At 67.8% G+C, this 16,819-nt stretch carries 11 protein-coding genes and 1 tRNA gene; 10 read left to right on the top strand and 2 right to left on the bottom strand.

Annotated elements, in window-relative coordinates; genetic code table 11:
* Positions 1-21: 21 nt before the first annotated feature.
* The 5 genes from hrpA (at position 22) to CFB35_RS11170 (ending at position 8,179) form a co-directional block, all read left to right on the top strand.
* Positions 22-4,257 (top strand): ATP-dependent RNA helicase HrpA, encoded by a 4,236-nt coding sequence (gene hrpA, locus CFB35_RS11190; RefSeq protein WP_089464943.1) that lies wholly within the window; start codon positions 22-24, stop codon positions 4,255-4,257.
* 174 nt (positions 4,258-4,431) lie between these two features.
* The gene (locus tag CFB35_RS11185; protein WP_060966343.1) at positions 4,432-5,421 is read left to right on the top strand and encodes a beta-propeller fold lactonase family protein; all 990 of its coding nucleotides are present in this window, start codon (positions 4,432-4,434) and stop codon (positions 5,419-5,421) included.
* Between the two features lie 16 nt (positions 5,422-5,437).
* Positions 5,438-6,412: a sterol desaturase family protein gene (locus tag CFB35_RS11180; RefSeq protein WP_089464942.1), complete on the top strand. Its 975-nt coding sequence runs from the start codon at positions 5,438-5,440 to the stop codon at positions 6,410-6,412.
* A gap of 127 nt (positions 6,413-6,539) precedes the next feature.
* Complete coding sequence (locus CFB35_RS11175) at positions 6,540-7,367, top strand: EI24 domain-containing protein (protein WP_089464941.1); 828 nt, start codon at positions 6,540-6,542, stop codon at positions 7,365-7,367.
* Positions 7,364-8,179, top strand: a complete 816-nt coding sequence (locus tag CFB35_RS11170; protein WP_059583289.1) for a molybdopterin-binding protein — start codon at positions 7,364-7,366, stop codon at positions 8,177-8,179. Before CFB35_RS11175 ends, CFB35_RS11170 begins: the two co-directional genes overlap by 4 nt.
* A 116-nt stretch (positions 8,180-8,295) precedes the next feature.
* Here CFB35_RS11170 and CFB35_RS11165 read toward each other — a convergent pair whose 3' ends face one another.
* Positions 8,296-8,760 carry a rhodanese-like domain-containing protein gene (locus CFB35_RS11165; protein WP_059583291.1) on the bottom strand — a complete coding sequence of 155 codons (465 nt, stop codon included), beginning with the start codon at positions 8,758-8,760 and terminating at the stop codon, positions 8,296-8,298.
* A 404-nt stretch (positions 8,761-9,164) separates the two neighbouring features.
* Between CFB35_RS11165 and glnA the strand changes: the two genes are divergently transcribed.
* The 4 genes from glnA (at position 9,165) to CFB35_RS11145 (ending at position 15,644) form a co-directional block, all read left to right on the top strand.
* Positions 9,165-10,580 carry a type I glutamate--ammonia ligase gene (gene glnA, locus CFB35_RS11160; RefSeq protein WP_059583292.1) on the top strand — a complete coding sequence of 472 codons (1,416 nt, stop codon included), beginning with the start codon at positions 9,165-9,167 and terminating at the stop codon, positions 10,578-10,580.
* A 161-nt stretch (positions 10,581-10,741) separates the two neighbouring features.
* Positions 10,742-11,884, top strand: a complete 1,143-nt coding sequence (gene glnL / locus CFB35_RS11155; protein ID WP_059583294.1) for a nitrogen regulation protein NR(II) — start codon at positions 10,742-10,744, stop codon at positions 11,882-11,884.
* 36 nt (positions 11,885-11,920) lie between these two features.
* Positions 11,921-13,447: a nitrogen regulation protein NR(I) gene (gene ntrC / locus CFB35_RS11150; RefSeq protein WP_059583296.1), complete on the top strand. Its 1,527-nt coding sequence runs from the start codon at positions 11,921-11,923 to the stop codon at positions 13,445-13,447.
* Between the two features lie 88 nt (positions 13,448-13,535).
* Positions 13,536-15,644: a prolyl oligopeptidase family protein gene (locus CFB35_RS11145; RefSeq protein ID WP_059583297.1), complete on the top strand. Its 2,109-nt coding sequence runs from the start codon at positions 13,536-13,538 to the stop codon at positions 15,642-15,644.
* Between the two features lie 22 nt (positions 15,645-15,666).
* Here CFB35_RS11145 and xth read toward each other — a convergent pair whose 3' ends face one another.
* The gene (gene xth, locus CFB35_RS11140; RefSeq protein WP_059583299.1) at positions 15,667-16,443 is read right to left on the bottom strand and encodes an exodeoxyribonuclease III; all 777 of its coding nucleotides are present in this window, start codon (positions 16,441-16,443) and stop codon (positions 15,667-15,669) included.
* 183 nt (positions 16,444-16,626) lie between these two features.
* Between xth and CFB35_RS11135 the strand changes: the two genes are divergently transcribed.
* Positions 16,627-16,703 (top strand) — tRNA-Met (locus CFB35_RS11135).
* Positions 16,704-16,819: the final 116 nt, after the last annotated feature.

Raw genomic sequence — 16,819 nt, 5'->3', positions numbered from 1 at the left:
CCGGGATTATAATGCGCCCCCATGTCGAATGTTTCTAAAAGTCCCGCGCCGACGCGGGCCAATACGCCGTCGGCGAAGCACCCGGATGGTGCGGCCGACGCGCGCGAGCAGCAGGGCCAGCCGCCGCGCGGGCAGCAGGACAAGCCGGCGGGCAAGCCGGCACCCGCGCCGCGCGGGCCGCGCAATGACGAACGGCGCGGCGACGCGCGCCAGCCGGCCGCGAAGGGCGCGCCGCAGGCCGCGGGCGAGCGGGCCCCGCGCCGCGAGCGTGCGCCGCGCGCCGCCGTCGCACCGAACCCCGTCCCGCCGATCACATACCCCGAAAGCCTGCCCGTGTCGGGCAAGCGCGACGAAATCGCGCGCGCGATCGCCGGCCACCAGGTCGTCATCGTCTGCGGTGAAACGGGCTCGGGCAAGACCACGCAGTTGCCGAAGATCTGTCTCGATCTCGGCCGCGGCCTCGGCGCCGGCGGCACGGGCCTGATCGGCCATACGCAGCCGCGGCGCCTGGCCGCATCGTCCACCGGCCGCCGGATCGCCGAGGAACTCGGCACGCCGTTCGGCGAGGTGGTCGGCTACAAGGTGCGCTTTACCGACAATCTCGCGCCGGGCGCGTCCGTGAAGCTGATGACGGACGGCATCCTGCTCGCCGAGACGCAGACCGACCCGTTGCTGAAGGCGTACGACACGCTGATCATCGACGAGGCGCACGAGCGCAGCCTGAACATCGACTTCCTGCTCGGCTATCTGAAGGAGATCCTGCCGCGGCGGCCCGACCTGAAGCTGATCGTCACGTCCGCGACGATCGACGCCGACCGCTTCGCGCGCCATTTCGGCACCGACGAGCGTCCGGCGCCGGTGATCGAGGTGAGCGGGCGGCTGTATCCGGTCGAGATGCGTTACCGCCCGGTGGCCGAGGATCGCCCGGCGGTGAAGAACGCGGAAGGCACGGGCGGCCGCGATCGCGTGAAGACCGCGCGCGAGGCCGAGCGCGACCTGATGGACGCGATCGTCGACGCAGTCGACGAGCTGTGCCGCGAAGGCCCCGGCGACGTGCTGGTGTTCCTGCCCGGCGAGCGCGAGATCCGCGAGGCGGCCGAGGCGTTGCGCAAGCACCATCCGCCGCATACCGAGATCCTGCCGCTGTTCGCGCGGCTGTCGGCGGCCGACCAGGACAAGGTGTTCAAGGCGTCGAACGCACGCCGCATCGTGCTCGCGACCAACGTGGCCGAAACCTCGCTGACGGTGCCGGGCATCCGCTACGTGGTCGACACCGGTCTCGCGCGCGTGAAGCGCTATTCGTACCGGAACAAGGTCGAGCAGCTGCAGGTCGAGTCGATCTCGCAGGCGGCCGCGAACCAGCGCGCGGGCCGTTGCGGCCGCGTGGCCGACGGCGTGTGCATCCGCTTGTACGAGGAAAGCGACTACCAGGCGCGCGCACGCTTCACCGATCCGGAAATCCTGCGTTCGTCGCTCGCGTCAGTGATCCTGCGGATGAAGTCGCTGCACCTGACGGCGATCGAATCGTTCCCGTTCCTCGAGCCGCCGCCCGGCCGCGCGATCGCGGACGGCTACCAGTTGCTCAACGAGCTCGGCGCGGTCGACGACGACAACGCGCTGACGCCGCTCGGCCGCGAGCTCGCGCGGCTGCCGCTCGACCCGCGCGTCGGCCGGATGATTCTGGCCGCGCGCGACCAGCAGTCGCTGCGCGAGGTGCTGATCATCGCGAGCGCGCTGTCCGTGCAGGATCCGCGCGATCGCCCGATCGAAGCGCAGGAGCAGGCCGACCAGGCGCACCGCCGGTTTGCCGACGAGCGCTCCGAATTCCTGCAGTGGCTGAAGATCTGGGCGTGGTTCGAGGAAGCCGTCGCGCACAAGAAGTCGAATCGCCAGCTCGTCGACGCCTGCCGGCAGAATTTCCTGTCGCACCTGCGGCTGCGCGAGTGGCGCGACGTTCATTCGCAGCTGCTGACGGTCGTGCGCGAGCACGGCTGGCGACTCAACGAAGTCGAGGCCACCTACGAACAGATTCATCTGGCCCTGTTGACGGGCCTGCTGGGCAACATCGGGATGAAAGCGGATGACGATCCGCATTACCTCGGCGCGCGCGGCATCAAGTTCTACCTGTGGCCCGGCTCCGCGCTCGCGAAGAAGGCCGGCCGCTGGGTGATGGCGGCCGAACTCGTCGAGACGAGCCGGCTGTACGCGCGCTGCCTCGCGAAGATCGAGCCCGAGTGGGTCGAGAAGATCGGCGCGCATCTGCTGAAAAAATCGCTGTCGGAGCCGCACTGGGAAAAGCGTCCGGCGCAGGTGAGCGCGTTCGAGCGCGCGACGCTGTACGGGTTGCCGATCTACCACCGGCGGCGCGTCGCGTTCGGCAAGCAGGACCCGGCGCGCGCACGCGAATTGTTCATCCGCGGCGCGCTGGTCGAAGGCGAATTCGACACGAAGCTGCCGTTCTTCGCGCACAACCGCAAGCTGCTCGCCGACATCGAGCAGCTCGAACACAAGTCGCGCCGCCAGGACGTGCTGGTCGACGACGAGCTGATCTACGCGTACTACGACCATGCGATTCCGGAAGGCATCCATACGGGCGCCGCGTTCGAGCGCTGGTATCGCGACGAGGTGAGGAAGGCCGGCCAGCCCGACGACAAGCAGCGGCTGCTGTACCTGTCGCGCGACGACCTGATGCGCCACGAGGCGGCCGGCGTGACGACCGACCTGTTCCCGAAGCGCGCGACGATGGCCGGCGTCGAGATGGCGCTCACGTATCACTTCGAGCCCGGCACGCCGCGCGACGGCGTGACGCTCGCGGTGCCGCTCTTCGCGCTGAACCAGGTCGATGCGCGCCGCTGCGAGTGGCTCGTGCCGGGGATGCTGAAGGAAAAGGTGCAGTTGCTGTTGAAGTCGCTGCCGCAGAAGCTGCGCCGGCACTGCGTGCCGCTGCCCGAGTACGCGGCGGGCTTCGTCGAGCGGATGGGGCGCGAGCGCTTTGGCGCGGGCGGGCTCGTCGAGGCGCTGATCGCCGACGTGCGCGGCGAGACGCAGGTCGCGATGAAGTCGGCCGATTTCAAGCTCGAGACGTTGCCCGCGCACCTGTTCATGAATTTCAAGGTGATCGACGAGCACGGCCGCCAGCTCGCGATGGGGCGCAATCTCGCGCAGCTTCGCCAGGAGCTCGGCGCGCAGGCGCAGCAGCAGTTCCAGAAGATCGCGGCGGCGTCGACGCTCGCGCCGGGCGGCGACGCCGGCGCGGGCGATGCAGCCGGCACGCCGGCGCCGGCCGCCGCGCAGGCTTCGGCCGCGAAGGGCGGCAAGCCGGGCAAGGGCGCCGCGCCACAGACGGCCGCCCCACGGATGGCCGTCCCGCGGATGGCCGCCCCGACGGAAACCGGCGCGACGGCGTTGTACGAGAACCTGACGACGTGGAATTTCGGCAAGCTGCCCGAGCTGCTGGAAATCCGCCGGCGCGGCCAGACGCTGTACGGCTATCCGGCACTCGTCGACCGCGGCACGCATTGCGACGTCGAGGTGTTCGATTCGCCGGAGGAGGCCGCGCGCATTCACCGGGCCGGCTTGCGGCGGCTGTTCGCGCTGCAGTTGAAGGAGCCGATCAAGTTCCTGGAAAAGAACCTGCCGGGCCTGCGCGAGATGGCGATGCAGTACATGTCGCTCGGCACGCAGGACGAGTTGCGCGACCAGTTGATCGACACGGCGCTCGACCGCGCGTGCCTGCAGGACCCGCTGCCCGACGACGACGCGAGCTTCCACACGCGCCGCGACGAGGGCAGGAGCCGGCTGAACCTGCTCGCGCAGGAAATCGCGCGGCTCGTCGGGCAGATCCTGGCCGAATATGCGGGCCTCGTGAAGAAGCTCGCGCAGGCGAAGCCGTTCGCGCAGGCCCATGCGGACCTGCAGCAGCAACTGGCCGCGCTGGTCGGCAAGCGCTTCGTGATCGACACGCCTTACGCGCAGCTTGCGCATTTCCCGCGCTATCTGAAGGGCATCGCGCTGCGGATCGACAAGCTGAAGGCCGATCCGGCGCGCGACGCGAAGCAGTTGGCCGAGCTGCTGCCGCTCGTCCAGCAGTACCAGCGCGCGGTGTCGCAGCGCGGCGGCGTCGCCGATGCGCGGCTCGCGGAATTCCGCTGGCTGCTGGAGGAACTGCGGATTTCGCTGTTCGCGCAGGAACTGCGCACGCCGATGCCGGTCTCTGTCAAGCGTCTGCACAAGGTCTGGGAGTCGATGCAGCGCTAGCGCGACATCGGTCGGCCGGGCCTGCACGGGCAGCCCGGGCCTGCGCCGCGGCGGCCCGTGCGGCCGCCCGGCGTGCGGCAAGGTGGCGCAAAAGCGGCGCAATCCCGGCATGGGTCAACCGGAGGGGCCCGCCGAACGTTCTACAATCACTGCTGTTCCACGACGTGAGTCTTCATGCGCACTTTCCTTTCCTTCGGCCGCACGCTTGCGCTGGCCGCCGCCGTGCTGGCGCCCGCCGCACACGCGAATAACGTGATCGTCCTCAATTCGGCCGAAGCGACGCTTTCCCTGATCGACCAGCAGACCCGCGAAGTCGTTTCCACGATGCCGACCGGCAAGGAACCGCACCATTTGATGGCGACGCCCGACAATGCATCGCTGATCGTCGCGAATTCGGTCTCGAACAGCCTGATGTTCCTCGATCCGAAGACGGGCAAGCTGCAGCGCACCGTCGAAGGGATCGACGATCCTTACCAGCTTGGCTTCTCGCCCGACCGCAAGTGGTTCGCGGCGGCCGGTTTGCGGCTGGATCGCGTCGACATCTATGGCTACGACGGCCACGACCTGAAGCTCGTGAAGCGCGTGCCGCTCGCGGTGATGCCGAGCCACCTCGCGTTCACGAAGGACAGCAAGACGCTGCTCGTGTCGCTGCAGGTGTCCGGCGAGATCGCTGCGATCGATCTGCCGACGCAGACGGTCAAGTGGAAGATGAAGGTCGGCAAGGTGCCGGCCGGCCTGTGGCTCACGCCCGACGACAAGTTCCTGCTGGTCGGGATGACCGGCGCGGATTACGTCGCAGTCGTCGACTGGCGCAACCAGAAGGTCGTCAAGCAGATCTACACGGGCAAGGGCGCGCACAACTTCCGCTCGCTCGCCGACGGCACGCACGTCGCGGTCACCAACCGCGTCGCGAACACGATCAGCATCATCGACGAGAACGCGCTCACCAACGTCGGCGACATCACCGGCCTGCTGCCGGGCCCCGACGACATGGAGCTGTCCGCCGACAAGAAGACGCTGTGGGTGACGTTCCGTTTCGCGAAGAAGGTCGGGATCATCGATCTGGCCTCGCGCAAGCTGGTGCAGACGATCGCCGTCGGCCGCTCGCCGCACGGCATCTACTTCTACGACCGCGCGCCGTGGAAGGCGGCGAACGGCGCGTGACGGGCGGAGGCGGACGATGCTGCACCTGATCGATGCGTTCGTGTCGGACATCCAGACCTGGCTGTACGTCGACGTCGTGCAGCCGTTCCTCTTCAAGTTCAACCTGATGGACTACGACGAGGACACCTACGACGCGCTGTACTGGGTGATCATCGGCGCGCTGCAGATGGTGCTGATGTTCGCGCTGCTGCGCCCGCTCGAGGCGCTGCTGCCGGTCGAGCGCTGGAAGAACCGCCGCGCGGTGCGGGTCGACGTGATCTACACGGCGATCTCGAAGCTCGGCATCTACACGCTGTTCTTCTTCTTCGCGCTGCAGCCGGTGTTCGACAACTTCCAGGCGTGGCTGCGCCTGCATGGCGTGTCGAACGTCAACCTCGACTACCTGTGGCCGGGCGTGACCTCGCAGCCGATCGTCGCGTTCGCGATCTACCTCGTCGTGCTCGATTTCGCCGGCTACTGGTATCACCGCTGGCAGCACAAGTTCGGCATCTGGTGGGAGCTGCACGCGGTTCATCACAGCCAGCGTCAGATGTCGCTGTGGTGCGACGACCGCAACCACCTGCTCGACGACGTGATCCAGTCGTGTTTCTTCGCGGCGATCGCGCTCGTGATCGGCGTGACGCCGTCGCAGTTCGTCGTGCTGACCGCGGTCACGAACTTCCTGCAGAGCATCCAGCATACGAATGCGCGGCTGTCGTACGGCCGCATCGGCGAGCGCCTGCTCGTCAGCCCGATCTTCCACCGCCGGCACCATGCGGTCGGCTACGGCCACGAAGGCACCAAGTACGGCTGCAACTTCGGCGTGCTGTTCCCGTGGTGGGACATGATGTTCGGCACCGCGTCGTGGAACCGCACGGTCGAGCCGACCGGCATCCGCGAGCAGGTCGAGGGCGTGTCCTACGGCGACGGCTTCTGGTCGCAGCACGGCCTGGCGTTCGTGCGGATCTTCCGGCGCCTGTTTCCCGCGAAACGCGGCGCGGCGTCGGCCTGATCCCGATTCCGGCCCGTCTCCCGTCGAGCGACGCTTCCACGCGGCCCGCAGGCGCTTTGGCGCAGGCGGGCCGCGTGGTTTATCCTTTCCCCGTTTTTCTCCGTCAATCCACACTCCATAGGCTCGCATGAACGACTTGCTGCGTTCCTTCGTCCGGGCGCTCGCCAGCGCGCTGCACCCGCGCATGCTGTGGCTCACGCTGATGCCGTTCGTCGTCTCGGCGCTGCTGTGGGGCGCCGTGCTGTGGTTCTCGTGGCAGACGCTGATCGACGTCGCGCGCGGCGCGCTCGACGGGTTCGTGCTGACGGCCGCGCTGTATCGCGCGTTCGATGCGATCGGCATGTCGCAACTGCACGCGGTCGTCGCGCCGTTCGTGGTCGTGTCGCTCGCGATTCCGCTGATCGTGCTGACCGTTCTGCTGCTGATCGCGACGATCTCGATGCCGGTCGTGATCAAGCACCTGTCGAACCGGCAGTTCGCGGCGCTCGAGCCGAAGCGGGGCGGCACCTTCTTCGGCAGCGTGGTCAATTCGTTCGGCGCGGCGATCGTCGGCGTCGTGCTGCTCGTCGTCACGATCCCGCTGTGGCTGATTCCGCCGTTCTTCGCGCTGCTGCCGCCGGTGATCTGGGGCTGGCTCACGTATCGCGTGATGACCTACGACGCGCTCGCGCTGCACGCGAGCCGCGACGAGCGCCGCGCGCTCGTGCGCCGGCATCGCTGGCCGCTGATCGGCATCGGCGTCGCGACCGGGCTGCTCGGCACCGTGCCGACCTTCGTGTGGGTTTCGTCGGTCTGGATGATGGTGCTGTTCCCGTTCGTCGCGGCCGCCATGATCTGGGTATACGCTTTCATCCTCGTCTTCTCGGCGCTGTGGTTCGGGCACTACTGCCTGCGCGCGCTGGAGGACCTGCGCGCCAGCGCGCGCGCCACCGCAATCGACATGGGGCAGGCATGAGCATCGGCATCATCATCATCGGCGACGAAATCCTTTCGGGCCGCCGGCAGGACAAGCATCTGGCGAAGGTCATCGAGCTGCTCGGCGCGCGCGGCCTCGCGCTCGACTGGGCCGAATACGTCGGCGACGATCCGGCGCGCATCACCGCGACGCTCGCGCGTGCGATCGCGTCGGGCGACATCGTGTTCTCGACGGGCGGGATCGGCGCGACCCCCGACGACCATACGCGCCAGTGCGCGGCCGCCGCGCTCGGCGTGCCGCTCGAGTTGCATCCGGAAGCGAAGGCGCTGATTTCGGAACGCATTCGCGAGACGCACGCCGACCCGGCCACGCCGGTCGATTTCGAATCGCCGGAGAACCAGCATCGCTTCAACATGGGCGTGTTTCCGGCGGGCGCGACGATCATCCCGAACGGCTACAACCGGATTCCCGGCTTCTCGGTCGGCCATCTCCACTTCGTGCCGGGCTTCCCGGTGATGGCGTGGCCGATGATCGAATGGGTGCTCGATACGAAGTACGCGCATCTGCATCACGCGACGCCGCATGCCGAGCGCTCGCTGGTCGTGTTCGAGTTGCCGGAATCGACGCTGACGCCGCTGATGGAGAAGATCGAGCGCGATTTCCCCGGCGTGCGCGTATTCAGCCTGCCGAGCGTCGGCGACGCAGAGCGCGGCGGCATCTACGCGCGCCGTCACATCGACCTCGGCGTGAAGGGCGAGCCGGAAGCAGTCGCGGCCGCGTTCGTGAAGCTGCGCGAAGGCGTGCACCTGCTCGGCGGCGACGTCGTCGAGCCCGATACGCCGCGCGCCTGAGCGGCCTGCAACGGGGTCGTACCAAAAACAACGGGCCGCGCAATGCGGCCCGTCATCGGCATGTCATCGCCCGGCTCGACGATGAGGCTGTCGCAACCGGCGGGCGCGGCGCGCCGTCAGGCGCCGATCCACGGGAGTTTGCGGAAGCACCAGCCGTCGACCGTCTTGCGGTGGCCTTCGGCGTCCTTGGCGCCCTCGAAGCCTTCCAGCAGGTCGAAGGCCTTCGTGAAACCGGCCTGCGCGGACGCGACCGCGGCGAGCTTCGAGCGCGCGGCGCTGCGGCACAGGAACAGGATGGGCGTATCGGCCGGGAGGGCCGCCTTCAGTTCGTTGACGAATTCGGCGTTCGGCACGCCGCCCGGGTAGCGCGTCCATTCGACGTGCAGGTACTGGCCGTCGCCGACGAGCGGGCGGCCGACCCAGTCGAGCTCGGCACGCGTGCGCACGTCGACGAGGCGCGCCGACGGGTCGAGCTGCAGCAGTTCGAACGCCTCGACCGGCAGCAGCGCGCCGGCGTAGTTGAGCGCGCCTTGTGCGCGGCGTTCGTCGGCCTTCGCGTAAAGCTGGTCGAGCGTACTCATGGCAGGGTCTCCGTATCGGTCAAACGAGCATTCTAGCGCGGCGGCGTCGCGCGGATGCCGGCGTGAGCGGTGGTGCAGGCACGGACCACGCGCTCACCAAAAAAGTGCAAAATGGCGCGAATGCACCAGGATGATTCGCCTGCGCCGCCGTATCCGCACGAGCGCACCATCTCGGTGCGTCCCGGCCAGCGCCAGTACGGCGGAGAGCCCTGCAATTGCGCAGGCGAGCCCCGCCACGGCGCGGGCTGGCGTGATCCGCGTCGGTTTTGCGATGGTTGGCACGGAAGCTGCTATATAAAATTCGGTCGAATCGGGGCGCGCTGCGCCAAAGCAAGACCCCGGTCAGCTCGATAAACGAGGCGGTTTCCCAGTCCGCCGGAATTGTTCAATCAGGAGAAGAGGTTATGAGTAAAACCGTCGCCGACGTCATGCAGCTCGTGAAGGACGAGGACGTCAAGTTTGTCGATTTCCGCTTCACGGATACGCGCGGCAAGGAGCAGCACGTGTCGGTGCCGGTTTCGGCGTTTGACGAAGACAAGTTCGAAAGCGGGCATGCATTCGACGGTTCGTCGATCGCGGGCTGGAAGGGCATCGAGGCGTCGGACATGCTGCTCATGCCGGACCCGAACGCAGCGTTCGTCGACCCGTTCTACGAAGAGTCGACCCTCGTGCTGACCTGCGACGTGGTCGAGCCGGCCGACGGCAAGGGCTACGAGCGCGATCCGCGTTCGCTCGCGAAGCGCGGCGAAGCGTACCTGAAGAGCACGGGCATCGGCGACACGGCCTACTTCGGTCCGGAACCGGAATTCTTCATTTTCGACTCGGTCCAGTGGAACACGGACATGTCGGGCTGCTTCGTGAAGATCAACTCGGAAGAAGCGCCGTGGTCGGCAGGCAAGGAATTCGAAGGCGGCAACACGGGCCACCGTCCGGGCACGAAGGGCGGCTACTTCCCGGTCGCGCCGGTCGACACGTTCCAGGACATGCGTTCGGAAATGTGCCTGCTGCTCGAACAGCTCGGCATCCCGGTCGAAGTGCACCACCACGAAGTGGCGGGCCAGGGCCAGAACGAAATCGGCACGAAGTTCTCGACGCTGGTTCAGCGCGCCGACTGGACGCAATGGTCGAAGTACATCATCCATAACGTCGCGCACTCGTACGGCAAGACGGCGACGTTCATGCCGAAGCCGGTCGTCGGCGACAACGGTTCGGGCATGCACGTTCACCAGTCGATCTGGAAGGACGGCCAGAACCTGTTCGCGGGCAACGGCTACGCCGGCCTGTCCGAACTGGCGCTGTTCTACATCGGCGGCATCATCAAGCACGCTCGTGCACTGAACGCGATCACGAACCCGACGACGAACTCGTACAAGCGTCTGGTCCCGCACTTCGAGGCACCGGTCAAGCTCGCGTACTCGGCGCGCAACCGTTCGGCATCGATCCGCATTCCGCACGTGTCGAACCCGAAGGGCCGCCGTATCGAAACGCGCTTCCCGGATCCGATGGCGAACCCGTACCTGTGCTTCACGGCGTTGATGATGGCCGGCCTCGACGGGATCCAGAACAAGATCCATCCGGGCGAAGCAGCGGACAAGAACCTGTACGACCTGCCGCCGGAAGAGGATGCCAAGATCCCGACCGTGTGCGCGGGCCTCGACCAGGCACTCGAAGCGCTCGACAAGGATCGCGAGTTCCTGACGCGCGGCGGCGTGTTCACGGACGGCATGATCGACGCGTACCTCGCGCTGAAGGAGCAGGAGCTGGCGAAGTTCCGCATGACGACGCACCCGATCGAGTTCGAGATGTACTACTCGCTCTAATCGGCGATGGCGCTTCGATTCAGCGCCGTCATGCCGGTTCGTTCCCGTCGCGCGGCTTGCGGCGGGAACGGCGGAGTCTGAAAGGGGACGGCGTCCGGCCGTCCCTTTTTTGTTCCGACGATTTTCATTTTCTGGCCCGGTGAGGCGCGACAAGCACGCAGATGGTTCTGAAGAATCTGATCAAGGCGAAAACGGGGCAGCCCGAACGACTGACGGACGACGAGCGGCTCGCGCGCTCGGGTCTGCTGGCGGGGCTCGAAGCGCTGCCGACGGTCGTGATCGTGCTCGACCGCAAGACGCTGCGGGTCGCGTTCGCGAACCCGTCCGCGGAGGCGATGCTCGACATCTCGCGGCGGCAGCTCGCGCAGCGGCCGTGGGGCGAGATTTTCCCGAACGCGAACGAGCTCGCGTCGACGATCACCGCGATCGGCCAGGAACGCTTTCACGCGACGCACCTCGATACCGTGCTCGACCGGCCCGGCCGCGAACCGCTGCATGTGCATGCGATCGTCGGCTTCCTCGAGAACGCGCCCGATTTCGTGCTCGTCGAGCTGTTCGAGAACGAACGGCAGTCGCGCACCGACCGCGAAGAGCGCATCCACGACCTGACCGCGGTCAACAAGCAACTGATCCGCAACCTCGCGCACGAGATCAAGAACCCGCTCGGTGGCATTCGCGGCGCAGCCCAGCTGCTCGAATTCGAACTGGGCGAGCGCGAGCGCGGCGAGTTGCGCGAATACACGCAGGTGATCATCAAGGAGTCCGACCGCCTGCAGACGCTCGTCGACCGGTTGCTGGAGCCGCACCGGCATCCGCATATCGTCGGCGACGTGAACATTCATGAAGTGTGCGAACGCGTGCGCGCGGTGATGCTCGCGGAATTCCCGCGCGGGCTCACGATCGAGCGCGACTACGACGTGAGCGTGCCGGACCTGCGCGGCGACAAGGAGCAGTTGATCCAGGCGCTGCTGAACATCGTGCGCAACGCCGCGCAGGCGCTGCGCGAACGAATCGCGCAGGGCGACGCGAAGATCGAGCTGCGCACGCGCATCGCGCGCAAGGTGACGATCGCCAAGCGCCTGTACCGGCTGGCACTGGACTTGCACGTGATCGACAACGGGCCCGGCATTCCGGAAGAGATCCGCGACCGGATCTTCTATCCGCTCGTGTCCGGGCGCGACGACGGCAGTGGCCTCGGCCTCACGCTCGCCCAGACGTTCGTGCAGCAGCACGACGGGATGATCGAGGTCGAAAGCCGGCCCGGCCGTACCGAATTTCAGATTCTGTTGCCGCTCGACCATTGAGCGGCGACATGCGATTCACCCATACCTGACCGACCTATGAAGCCGATCTGGATAGTAGACGACGACCAATCGATCCGCTGGGTGCTTGAGAAGGCACTCGCCCGGGACAGCTTCGCGACGAAGAGCTTCGCGAACGTGCGCGACGCGCTGGCCGCGCTCGACCACGAGACGCCGCAGGTGCTCGTGTCCGACATCCGGATGCCGGGCGGCTCGGGCCTCGAGTTGCTGCAGGCGATGCACGAGCGCCTGCCGGGCCTGCCCGTCATCATCATGACGGCGTTCTCCGATCTCGACAGCGCCGTCGCGGCGTTCCAGGGCGGCGCGTTCGAATACCTCGCGAAGCCGTTCGACGTCGACAAGGCCGTCGAGCTGATCCGCCGCGCGGTGGAAGAAAGCCTGCGCGGCGGCGCGCCGCAGGACGAGCGCGTGGCCGAGGCGCCCGAGATGCTCGGGCAGGCGCCCGCGATGCAGGACATGTTTCGCGCGATCGGCCGGCTGTCGCATTCGGCCGCGACCGTGCTGATCACCGGCGAGTCGGGCACCGGCAAGGAGCTCGTCGCCCGGGCGCTGCACCGTCACAGCCCGCGCGCGAACGGGCCGTTCATCGCGCTGAACACGGCGGCGATTCCGAAGGATCTGCTCGAATCCGAACTGTTCGGCCACGAGCGCGGCGCGTTCACCGGCGCGCAGACGACGCGGCAGGGCCGCTTCGAGCAGGCCGAGAACGGCACGCTGTTCCTCGACGAAATCGGCGACATGCCGTTCGACCTGCAGACGCGCCTGTTGCGCGTACTGTCGGACGGGCAGTTCTATCGGGTCGGTGGCCACAACCCGCTGCGCGCGAACGTGCGCGTGATCGCCGCGACGCACCAGAATCTCGAGTCGCGCGTGCGGCAGGGGCTGTTCCGCGAGGACCTTTACCACCGGCTCAACGTGATCCGGCTGCGCCTGCCGCCGCTGCGCGAACGCAGCGAGGACATCGCGCTGCTCACGCGCCACTTCCTGCAGAAAAGCGCGCGCGATCTCGGCGTCGAGCCGAAGCGCGTGTCCGACGACGCGCTCGCGTACCTGAGCTCGCTGCCGTTTCCCGGCAACGTGCGGCAGCTCGAGAACCTCGCGAACTGGCTGACCGTGATGGCGCCCGCGCAGACGGTCGAGATCAAGGATCTGCCGCCCGATCTCGTGCCGGCCGGCGCGCCCGCTGCGCCGGCCGCCGCGACGGGCGACGGCACGGAAGCGCTCGGCAGCGGCGGCCATGCTGCGGCCGTGCCTGCCGCGGTCGGTGCCGCGCCGGCGGCGTCCGCGCCCGTCGCGAGCGCGGCGAACGGCGGTGCGCCTGCCGGCTACCCGGTGTGGGAGCACGGGTTGCGCACCGAAGTCGCGCGGCTGTTGCGCGAGAACTCGGCCGACGTGATGGACGAGCTCGCGCGCCGCTTCGAGGCGGCCGTGATCCGCGAGGCGCTCGACTTCACGCGCGGCCGCAAGGTCGAGGCCGCGGAGCGGCTCGGCATCGGCCGCAACACGATCACGCGCAAGATCCAGGAACTCCATCTGGAGCCCTGAGCTCGATTCATGGCATGCGCGGGCCCGCGCATGCCGCGATCGGACATAATCGCGGTTTGCACGCAGTTTGCCATTCCGCCGCTCCTCCATGTCCGATTCCTTCCGCTGGCCCGCCGGGGCCGACCCGTTCCGTTTCCTCGAAGCGCTCGACAGCAAGCGCGCCCGCACGTGGGTCGACGAGCAGAATGCGCGCACGCGCGCCGCGCTGCGCGACGACGATGCCTATCGCGCGCTGACCGCGCGTCTCGCGAAAGCGTATCTGCCGCGCGAACGCCCGGTGATTCCGACCCGCTGGCGCGACTGGGCGTACGACCTGTGGCAGGACGATCTCCACCCGAAGGGGCTGTGGCGCCGCACGCGCTGGGACGACTGGCGTGCCGGCCGTCCCGACTGGGAAACGCTGCTCGATATCGACGCCCTCGGCGCCGAAGAGGGCGAGTCGTGGGTGTTCGAGCAGGAGGCGATCCTGTATCCGGACGGCGATCGCGCGCTGCTGTCGCTGTCGCCGGGCGGCGCCGACGCGGTCGTCGTGCGCGAATTCGATCTCGTCGAGCGCCGGTTCGTCGATGGCGGCTTCACGATCGACGAACCGGGCCATCACACGGTCGGCTGGATCGATCGCGACACCGTTTACGTGAGCTGGGATCGCGGCGAAGCGCATGCGACCGCGGCCGGTTATCCGTATGAAGCGCGGCGCTGGGTGCGCGGTACGGCGCTCGCCGACGCGCCGGTCGTGTTCAAGGGCGAGCCGGACGACATCAGCGCGGGTGCGTGGTTCGATCCGATCGACGGCCGCCACGTCGCGTGGCGCAGCGTCGATTTCTTCGATGCACACGCGTACCGGCTGACCGACGCGGGCGAATGGGCGCGCTACGACGTGCCGACGCACGTCGAGGTCGGGTTCTGGGAAGGCTGGCTCGTGCTGGAGCCGCGCCTCGACTGGGATTGCGACGGCGCGCGCCACGCGGGCGGCTCGCTGCTCGCGATCCGCGAGCAGGCGTTCCTCGCCGGCGCGCGCGACTTCACGACGCTGTTCGCGCCGCAGCCGACGACGTCCGCCTGTACGTGGACGCACACGCGCACGACGCTGATCGCAAGCTGGCTCGACGACGTGCACAACCGCACGATGCTGTGGCAGCCGCGGCAGCGCGACGACGGGTCGTGGACGTGGGATGCGCGGCCGTTCGAATGGCCGGGCGATGCGCAAATCGACGTCGAGCCCGTCGAAGCGACGCTGAACGACGAGGTGTACGTCGACGTCGATACGTATCTCGATCCGCCCGAATGCTGGCTGGCCGATCTGGCCGACCGCGCGGACGATGCGGGCGCGCGCCGCGTGCTGCTCGACCGGCCGCCGGTGCAGTTCGATGCGGCCGGGCTCGTCGTACGCCGCGCGAGCGCGCGTTCGCGGGACGGCACGGTGGTGCCGTACACGCTGATTGGGCCGCGCGATGCGCTCGACCCGACGGAGGGCATGGCGCGGGTCGCGCGGCCGTGCCTGTTGTCGGGCTACGGCGGCTTCGCGATCCCGAACCTGCCGGGTTACAGCGATGCGTTCGGCATCGGCTGGCTCGAACGCGGCGGCGTGATGGCGTTCGCGCACATCCGCGGCGGCGGCGAATTCGGGCCGCGCTGGCACGTCGACGCGCAGCGCGAACACCGGCAGCGTTCGTTCGACGATTTCATCGCGGTCGCCGAGGATCTGGCCGCGACCGGCGTGACGACCGCCGCGCAGCTCGGAATCGAGGGCGGCAGCAACGGCGGGTTGCTGGTCGCCGCGTGCATGATGCAGCGGCCGGAGCTGTTCGGTGCGGTGCTGTGCCGCGTGCCGCTGCTCGACATGCAGCGCTATCCGAAGCTGCACGCGGGCGCCGCATGGCTCGACGAATACGGCGACCCGGACGATCCGCGCGAGGGCGCGGCTCTGGCCGCGTATTCGCCGTATCACCGCGTGCGCGAAGGTGTCGTGTACCCGCCGTTGTTGCTGACGACGTCGACGCGCGACGACCGCGTGCATCCCGCGCATGCGCGCAAGATGGCCGCGCGCATGCAGGCGCTCGGTCACGAACGGGTGTGGTACTGGGAGAACACCGACGGTGGCCACGGCACTGCGGACGATCTCGAACGTGCGGAAGCCGACGCAGCCGAATTCGGTTTCCTGTGGGCCCATCTCGGGCCGGCGCCCGCGCGGCGCTGATCGCGCGCGGGCGCGTGCGCGATCAGCCGACGATCGCGACGACGGGCGTGTGGTCGGACGGCTGTTCCCACGTGCGCGGCGTGCGATCGACTTCGCACGACGCGCAGGTCGCCGCGAGCGCCGGCGACAGCAGGATGTGGTCGATGCGCAGCCCCGCGTTGCGGCGGAACGCCATCATCCGGTAGTCCCACCACGTGAAGGTTTTTTCCGGCTGTTCGAAGCGGCGGAACGCATCGACGAAGCCGAGTTCGATCAACTGCTTGAAGTGCGCGCGCTCCTGCGGCGACACGAGGTTCTGGCCTTCCCATTTCGCGGGATCGTGCACGTCGCGGTCTTCCGGCGCGATGTTGTAGTCGCCGAGCAGCGCGAGCTTCGGATAGCGTTGCAGCTCGGTGCGCAGCCACGCCTGCAGCGCGTCGAGCCATTGCATCTTGTAGACGAACTTGTCGGAGTCGAGCGCCTGGCCGTTCGGGAAGTACGCGGATACGATGCGCACGCCGTCGACCGTCGCGGCGATCACGCGCTGCTGCGGATCGTCGAAGCCGGGGATGTTGCGCACGACGTCCGATTCGTCGACGGCGAGCGTGTCGCGCACGAGGATCGCGACGCCGTTGTAGGTCTTCTGGCCGGCGAACCAGCTGCGGTAGCCGATCGCCTCGAGATCGGCGCGCGGGAATTTCTCGTCCGGCAGCTTCAGTTCCTGCAGGCACAGTACGTCGGCTCCGCTTTGCGCGAGCCAGTCGAGCACGTGCTGTTTACGGACGTTGAGCGAGTTGACGTTCCAGGTGGCGATTTTCATGAACGGGAGAGTGCGTGCGGCGTGAATGCGAAGGCCGCCATCTTACCGCGAGCATGGGGTGCGAACGCGCGCGTCATGCGATGCGTGCCTGGGGCCGCGCATCGTCGCCCGGGCAGCGGAAGCAGAAACTGTGACAAAGGTATTGACGTGAGTACTTCCTCACCCTATAATTTATTTCTCTGACGCGGGGTGGAGCAGTCTGGCAGCTCGTCGGGCTCATAACCCGAAGGTCACAGGTTCAAATCCTGTCCCCGCAACCAAGCACACCAGACGATGTGCCGCGCAATTGACCGATGCGCACTTCGTCTACGAAAAACCCGGCTCCATGCCGGGTTTTTTGTTTTCCGCGCCCGCCCGTTATTTCGGTGCGCCCGCG

The sequence above is a fragment of the Burkholderia sp. AU16482 genome (assembly GCF_002223285.1).
GTDB lineage: Bacteria > Pseudomonadota > Gammaproteobacteria > Burkholderiales > Burkholderiaceae > Burkholderia > Burkholderia semiarida.
The sequence above is the reverse complement of the archived record's forward strand: the minus strand, read 5'-3'. Positions and strand labels throughout refer to the sequence as shown.

Coding starts and splice junctions, on each gene's coding strand:
- ntrC (WP_059583296.1), top strand. CDS start 11,921: ATGAAGCCGATCTGGATAGTAGACGACGACCAATCGATCCGCTGGGTG.
- CFB35_RS11165 (WP_059583291.1), bottom strand. CDS start 8,760: ATGAGTACGCTCGACCAGCTTTACGCGAAGGCCGACGAACGCCGCGCA.
- CFB35_RS11175 (WP_089464941.1), top strand. CDS start 6,540: ATGAACGACTTGCTGCGTTCCTTCGTCCGGGCGCTCGCCAGCGCGCTG.
- CFB35_RS11145 (WP_059583297.1), top strand. CDS start 13,536: ATGTCCGATTCCTTCCGCTGGCCCGCCGGGGCCGACCCGTTCCGTTTC.
- CFB35_RS11170 (WP_059583289.1), top strand. CDS start 7,364: ATGAGCATCGGCATCATCATCATCGGCGACGAAATCCTTTCGGGCCGC.
- glnA (WP_059583292.1), top strand. CDS start 9,165: ATGAGTAAAACCGTCGCCGACGTCATGCAGCTCGTGAAGGACGAGGAC.
- CFB35_RS11185 (WP_060966343.1), top strand. CDS start 4,432: ATGCGCACTTTCCTTTCCTTCGGCCGCACGCTTGCGCTGGCCGCCGCC.
- CFB35_RS11180 (WP_089464942.1), top strand. CDS start 5,438: ATGCTGCACCTGATCGATGCGTTCGTGTCGGACATCCAGACCTGGCTG.
- xth (WP_059583299.1), bottom strand. CDS start 16,443: ATGAAAATCGCCACCTGGAACGTCAACTCGCTCAACGTCCGTAAACAG.
- glnL (WP_059583294.1), top strand. CDS start 10,742: ATGGTTCTGAAGAATCTGATCAAGGCGAAAACGGGGCAGCCCGAACGA.
- hrpA (WP_089464943.1), top strand. CDS start 22: ATGTCGAATGTTTCTAAAAGTCCCGCGCCGACGCGGGCCAATACGCCG.